We start from the raw sequence: 6,076 nt of genomic DNA, 5'->3' as shown, positions 1-6,076 counted from the left end.
GGGCTCACCACTTTCCCGAGGCAGCTTCCTTCAGGATGACCTTCTCGAGCGTCAGGTCCGACACCGCCTTCCGAAGCCGTGCGTTCTCGCGCTCGAGTTCCTTTAGCCGCTTTACCTGGTCCAGCTTCAGTCCGCCGAACTCCGTCCGCCAGCGGTAGTACGTCGGCTCCGTCACCCCGATCGCCCGCACCGCATCCGCCACCGTCTTCCCCTGACCGATCAGCACCTCCGCCTGCCGGAGCTTCGCCACGGTCTCCTCCGGCGTGTGCGCCTTCTGCCTCGCCATCCCAAACACCCCTTCGCTGCCGCCGGACTACGATACCAGCGGACCACTTCTAGGGGGCAGGTCAGAGCCAGGATAAGTCCAGCACTCGGTCTTCGCGGGCGAGAATATGATCGTTCGGGATCAGGTCGCGCAGCGAACCCGCCATCAGCAACTCGGTCTGGCCACGAACTCTGCTCCCCAGCATCGCCCACCTCCAAGCTGCCGAGGGCGCCAAGCGAATCAGAATGCTGGGGATTTTTCCAACAGCCCCCGGCGGCAACATTGGCACCACGGCCATCGCACGCTCCGCGCCCGACGGCTACACGATCGGCCAGGTCAGCCAGGGCAACATGGTGATTAACATGGCCCTCTACCGGGACACCGGCTACGACCCGGTCCGCGACTTCGCGCCGATCGCGGTGGTCGCGGCCATGTCGAACGTCATGGTGGTGTCGCGGCAAAGCCCCTATCGCTCGGTCCGTGAGGTAGTCGAGGCGATCCGGGCAAAGCCGCCGGGCATGGTCACCTATTCCTCGAGCGGCGTGGGCACGAGCATGCATGTCGCGGGCGCCATCTTCGCCCGCGCGAACAGCACGGAGCTGACCCACGTCCCCTACACGGGCGCGCCGGCCGCGATGACGGCGATTATCTCGGGGGACGTCGACACAGGCTTCTTCAACATCCCCGCCGCGAAGGGCCTCATCGCGGCGGGAGACCTTCGCCCGCTCGCCGTCACGACCGCGCGCCGCTCGGCCTCGCTGCCCGAGTTGCCCACACTGGAGGAGGCAGGGCTGCGGGATTACGATGTGTCGACTTGGCTCGGCCTCGTGGCGCCCGCGGGCACCCCTCCGGCCATCATCGAGCGCATCCATGGGGCACTCACGGAGGTCCTCGCGCGGCCCGCCCTGAGGGAGAAGCTGACGGCGCAGGGCTTCGACCTTCCGCCCCTGCCGCTCGGGGGACCGGCGGAGTTCTCGCGCCTGATCCGGGATGACCTGGCAAAGTGGCCGGCCATCATGCGGGAGGCTGGCGTGAAGCCCGAGTAGACCGGCGCGGGCACTGTCAGACGGGGCTCCGGCAGGGGCCCAGATCGAGGAGGTATCCCTTTGTCCCCAGAAGCAGCAGGCGCTGGCGCGACGCCTCTCGCCCGGGTCCTGGCCGGGTTCGTCGTTCGCACCCACCATGGGGACATCCCGCCGCTCGCGCTCGAGCGGGCGAAGATGAGCCTGGCCAGCACGATCGCCAGCGCGGCGGCAGGGGTGTCGATCCCGTCCGCGGCAATCATCCGCGCGATGGAGCTGGATGCGGGCGGAGCGCCGGCGGCCGCTGTGTGGTTCACTCCGGCGCGGCTCCCGGCGCGCGCCGCGGCCCGGGCCAATGCCGTCTGCAGCGATGCCGCCGCCGCCGACGACAGTGATATGCGCAGCATTGCACATATCGGCACCATCGTCTCGACCGTCTCCATCGCTATCGCCGAAGAATTGGACCTCGGCGGGGCCGAGGTACTGCGGGCCATGGTACTCGGCTACGAGGTCGCCGGCCGGATCGACGAAGCGCTCACGCCGGGCCGCATGCGCCGCGGCTTTCACGGCTCGGTCTCGACGGTGTTCGGTGGGGCCGTGGCGGCCGGCATCCTGCTCGGCCTCGACGAGGAGCGCATGACGCATGCGATCGCGCTCGCCGCGACCTCGGCCTGCGGCATGGCGATTGCGGCCGATACGAGCTGGGCGCGGGAGTGGCATGCGGGCCATGCGGCGATGCTCGGGCTCGATGCGGCACGGGCGGCAGCGCGGGGCTTCCGTGCGGAGCCTTCCGTGCTTGAGGTTCCCCGGGGATTTCTCTCGGCGATGAATGGCGAGGCGGTGGAGGCGATTACCCAAGGCCTCGGCGAGTCCTGGGACATCGTGACGGACATGGCGATCAAGCTGATGCCCGGGGCACACCCCTTCCACGCCATCGCGGAGGCGGCATCCGACGCCGCTATCGCCGGGAATGTGCATCCCGATGAGGTCGAGCGCATCGTCCTGACCGCGGCGCAGCTTGCCGACTGGCATGGGCCGACCCATCCGACGGACCTTGTCAGCGCAGCCCACAACTTCGTATACTTCGCCGCCGCGGCGGTGGCCGACCGCGGATTCCACTGGGAGCACATCGAGCCGGCCAAGATGGCCGACCCGGTGATCCGGGACCTGCTCGGCCGTGTGACGCTCGACCTGAACCCTCCACCGCTGCCTGACCGCTTCACGCACCGCCACGGCGGCACGGTGACCCTGGAATTGAAGAACGGGCGCCAGATCAGCCGCACCTGCAGGGCGCCGCGCGGGTCGAATGCCGGCGGCCTCGAATGGGCGGATGTTGAGGCGAAGTACCGGCGTCTCGTGCCGCGTTGCGGCCTGGCCTCCGACGCCGTCGAGGCGAGCCTTGCCTATCTCCGTTCCTTCGACACGGCAGGAGGCGCCAGCACGCTGACGCAGAGGCTGATCCTTCCGTCCATCGGGGAGATTGGCCAACACTGACAGGCGCGGGGGCTTCGCTTGCGGCGGCTGGGCTCCGGACATACGGCGCGCTCAGGAAGTGCTTGCCGCTGCTCGTCACCGACGGGGCAGGGATGGCAGGGCGTGCAGCCGGGGTGGCCCCTGGCGCTACTCCTCGATCTTCACCGCAAGCGGGCCGGTGAAGCCCTCGGCTGCGGCGACAATCGCCTCGGCCTCGTGCGCTTCAGGATGCGATCCTTCGGAGTATGCCGCATCTGTAGCGAGCTGCCTTCGACCTGGGCGGAGGCGGCCACCTCGAAATAGGCCTGCGGCACGAAGTTGCGATTTTCGAGCTTGCGCCGGAACACGATGGCCAAGGTCGGCGTCTTGACCTGGCCGGCGCCGATGACGGCCCTGGCACCGCCGGTCAGGGTCTCCGTCGCGGTGTAGGTGAATGAGAGGTTGTGGATTTGATCGGCCTGGGGCGGCGCAACGGCGTCCGCATGGAGCCGCGCATACTCGGTATTAGGTTTGGCGCTAGCAAACGCAGCGCGCATGGTCGTAAATCTTGAGCGGTGAGGATCACGCACATGACGGTGCCGCGAAAGCCGTAATCCTCGAGGGTCTCCTGGCCGATGGACTGGCCCTCGCGGTTGCTCGGAAAAGACGGTCAGCCGCCCCCGTAGATCGTGGAGCGGCTCTGTGACAGGTCCAGAGCGAAGCGGGCGATGGCGGCAGCGATCTTCCGGCCGCCTTGAACCGAGGGCTCGATTGCATTGGCAAGATCTCCTGGCTCGTTGCAGACGAGCCGTAGATCGATAAGCGGCAGGCTGCGCCCGAAGGCCTCGCGCAGGATGGCGTCGTTGAACAGGCTGAGCCCGGCGACGGCCAGCCGCTGCCGCTGCGGATCGGCGAAGCGCGGATCGTAGATGGTGCAGACCGCGGTGGGGAGCCGGCGAGCCAACACCACATTGAGCATCTCGCGGTAGTCCTGCCGGAAGCGATCCGCCGCGCCGGCCAGTCGGGTCAGCCCCTCGCCCACGCTGCGGGCCTCCTGGCCAAGGATGCCTTCCTGCCGCAAGGCGTCGTTGCCGCCAGCGCTGACGACGAGATGGCTTGCCTCCCGCGGCGCCCGTTCAAGTTGGCGGATGACGTCGCTCGCCACGGCGCCACTCACCGCCGCCAGGCTGCCTCGCCAGCCGGCGGGCAGCCGGTTCCGAAGGTGCGTGACCACATCCGGTCCGCCCGTTACATAGCCCTTGTTGTCAAAGATCGAATCGCCGAGCAGCAGCACATGTCCCGGACTGCCGCCCTTTCCGACCGCCTCGCCGGTGGCGAGCACCGTCAGGCCGGCGCCGATTGCCGATCGCCGGCCGGCCGATAGTGCCGTCATGGTCAGCCCTCGCTGCCGGGCAATGCGCCGGCGGCATCGATCGCCAGTAGCCCCGCGGCCAGTCTGGCCAAGCAGCGCGCCGCATGGAGGCGCACCACCGCCTGCCCATCCACCCCCTCCGGCAGCGTACAGCCGGCCAGGGTGATGGCTGTGCCGAGCAGCCGGGCTTCGAGCGCCGCGGTAACCTCCTGGGCCACGGCGTCCCGTCCGAAGCGTCGGTCAATCTCTTCGCCGGCGCGGTCGATCTCTGTCTCCACCTGCGCATCCTGGGCGGTGATGCCGAGGATCTCAGCGGGAGGGTCCGGCTCCTCCCCGCTGCGGATCGCCATGAGGCCCATGGCGGCGATCAGGGTCTGGATTGGCCCGCCATCCCCGCCACGCGCGGCGAAGGCACCGAAGGCAACGGCAAGCGCAGCCTCGCCCAGCACCTCGCGCGTCTCGTCATCCATGGCAGCGATTGCCAAGGATGGCGCGTCAGCGCCTTGCTCTGCCACCGCATCAGCGCCCGGCATGCTGGGAACGCCATCTTCCGAGAAGGCGCGGGAGAGGGTTGCAAGCGCATCGAACAGTCGCTGTTCCGGCATCGTGTGCATGAAATCATCGCAGTTGCGTGGATGGTCGGAGGAGAACCTGCGGCGCCGGCATTGGTTGCCACCTCAGGGACAGCGCCGGCCCTTTGCCGCGCCGTCTATGCGCGGTACTCCGCAAGATAGGCGGCAGGCGATGGCGCAGCGGCCTCAAGCATCGCTCTCCGCCAGACGCGGGTTTCGCGGGCGAGTAGGTCCTGCTCGGCCATCGACCCCACTCGGACGCTGCGGTCTAGCACCCGGCAGGGCGGGTCGCAAAGGAGCAAGGCCGCAGTACAAGTCGGCGCCCTCCCACCAATACGCGGTCAGAGTCAGGGCGCCCGCCGGGACCGCAGCCTCGGCTGAAGATCCAAGCAGAGCGACGGCCGGGACTAGCGCAGGCCGCGGCTCGGCCAAAACGGCCCGGGCGGCGCGGCTTGCCAGCGCCAAGTCTTCGGGCCGCAATCGCGCCGCGCAGAGCTCCGATGCGTAGAGCTTCAGGCACCAGCCGCGCGCATCCAACCGGCCAAACCGCCGGGTTCTGGAGGTGCGGGTCGGGTCGCAGCGCTCTCCTCCATCCCATTCGCCTTGGCCGAACAGCTTTAGGCCAGTGCTGTCGATCACCAGGTGTATCGGGCTGTTCAGGACGACCTTCGGTTGCCGCCCAGCAAAGCTGCGGCTGCGACGGCTGAGCGTGATGTGGTCGGGGACGCGCAGCTCCTGCTTGAACAGCCGAAGCACGCTTAACGCGAAGCCCTCGGCCTGGCGCAAGGCAAGGTGGAAAACGAGCCGCAACACCAGCACCAACTTGATCGCCGCATCCGAGGGCAAGGGCTGGCCGCCGGGCATAGTCCGCGGTGGCGCCTGCCACACGGCCACTGCAGCCTTATCAAGCCAGAGCGTCAGGTCCCCGCGCCGCTTCGGGCCAGCCTCGTAGGCTGGCCAGTTTTGGACCCAGTAGCGGGCCTTCGGGTGCGATGGCGACGGATGGCTCCTGCGTGCGGCTCCGGCTTGAGCGGCCGAACCAGGTCTGGGCGTATGACTTCGTCGAGGATCGCACCCGGGACGGGCGCTGGTTCCGGATGCTGAACGTGGTCGATGAGTTCACCCGCGAATGCCTGGCGATCCGGGTTGGGCGCCAGCTCAAGGCAGCCGACGTCATCGACGTCCTGTCCGACCTGCTCATCCTGCGTGGCGTCCCAGGCCATGTTCGGTCGGACAATGGCCCCGAGTTTGCAGCCACAGCCGTGCGGCGTTGGATCAGCGGCGTGGGCGCGGCGACGGCGTTCATCGAGCCTGGCAGCCCGTGGGAGATGGCGTAATCGGTCTGGAGGCGGGCAACCTCTCCGGACTGCTCCACTCACCCGAAAGGCTTCCA

7 protein-coding genes and 2 pseudogenes are annotated in these 6,076 nt (G+C 68.4%); 3 read left to right on the top strand and 6 right to left on the bottom strand.

Annotated features, from left to right (window positions below):
• Window positions 1-10: 10 nt before the first annotated feature.
• Together EP26_RS29445 and EP26_RS38395 are read right to left on the bottom strand one after the other, a co-directional pair.
• Window positions 11-286: pseudogene (locus EP26_RS29445) on the bottom strand (transposase); the annotation flags it as partial.
• A 61-nt stretch (window positions 287-347) separates the two neighbouring features.
• A complete protein-coding gene (locus EP26_RS38395; RefSeq protein ID WP_281177143.1) occupies window positions 348-470 on the bottom strand; it encodes a hypothetical protein in 123 nt (40 codons plus the stop codon).
• 40 nt (window positions 471-510) lie between these two features.
• Here EP26_RS38395 and EP26_RS29440 point away from each other — a divergent pair, with 40 nt between their 5' ends.
• Window positions 511-1,311 (top strand): Bug family tripartite tricarboxylate transporter substrate binding protein, encoded by an 801-nt coding sequence (locus EP26_RS29440; protein ID WP_052389854.1) that lies wholly within the window; start codon window positions 511-513, stop codon window positions 1,309-1,311.
• Window positions 1,312-1,371: 60 nt separating this feature from the next.
• Entirely contained in the window at window positions 1,372-2,781 is a 1,410-nt protein-coding gene (locus EP26_RS29435; RefSeq protein WP_043344739.1) for an MmgE/PrpD family protein, read from the top strand.
• Between the two features lie 140 nt (window positions 2,782-2,921).
• Here the strand turns inward: EP26_RS29435 and EP26_RS29430 are convergent, their stop codons facing one another.
• The 4 genes from EP26_RS29430 to EP26_RS32715 all read right to left on the bottom strand — a co-directional run bounded on the left by EP26_RS29430 (window position 2,922) and on the right by EP26_RS32715 (window position 5,571).
• The gene (locus EP26_RS29430; protein ID WP_043344738.1) at window positions 2,922-3,296 is read right to left on the bottom strand and encodes a DNA topoisomerase; all 375 of its coding nucleotides are present in this window, start codon (window positions 3,294-3,296) and stop codon (window positions 2,922-2,924) included.
• 113 nt (window positions 3,297-3,409) lie between these two features.
• Window positions 3,410-4,132 carry an SGNH/GDSL hydrolase family protein gene (locus EP26_RS29425; protein ID WP_084113137.1) on the bottom strand — a complete coding sequence of 241 codons (723 nt, stop codon included), beginning with the start codon at window positions 4,130-4,132 and terminating at the stop codon, window positions 3,410-3,412.
• Between the two features lie 2 nt (window positions 4,133-4,134).
• A complete protein-coding gene (locus EP26_RS29420) occupies window positions 4,135-4,581 on the bottom strand; it encodes a hypothetical protein (protein ID WP_157033925.1) in 447 nt (148 codons plus the stop codon).
• Window positions 4,582-4,869: 288 nt separating this feature from the next.
• Window positions 4,870-5,571 (bottom strand): transposase, encoded by a 702-nt coding sequence (locus EP26_RS32715; RefSeq protein WP_245624565.1) that lies wholly within the window; start codon window positions 5,569-5,571, stop codon window positions 4,870-4,872.
• Window positions 5,572-5,684: 113 nt separating this feature from the next.
• Here EP26_RS32715 and EP26_RS29410 point away from each other — a divergent pair.
• Window positions 5,685-6,011 (top strand): annotated as a pseudogene (locus EP26_RS29410) (DDE-type integrase/transposase/recombinase); the annotation flags it as partial.
• Between the last annotated feature and the right edge of the window lie 65 nt (window positions 6,012-6,076).

Source organism: Belnapia moabensis DSM 16746 (assembly GCF_000745835.1).
Lineage (GTDB): Bacteria > Pseudomonadota > Alphaproteobacteria > Acetobacterales > Acetobacteraceae > Belnapia > Belnapia moabensis.
This window is presented reverse-complemented; position numbering and strand designations above follow the sequence as displayed.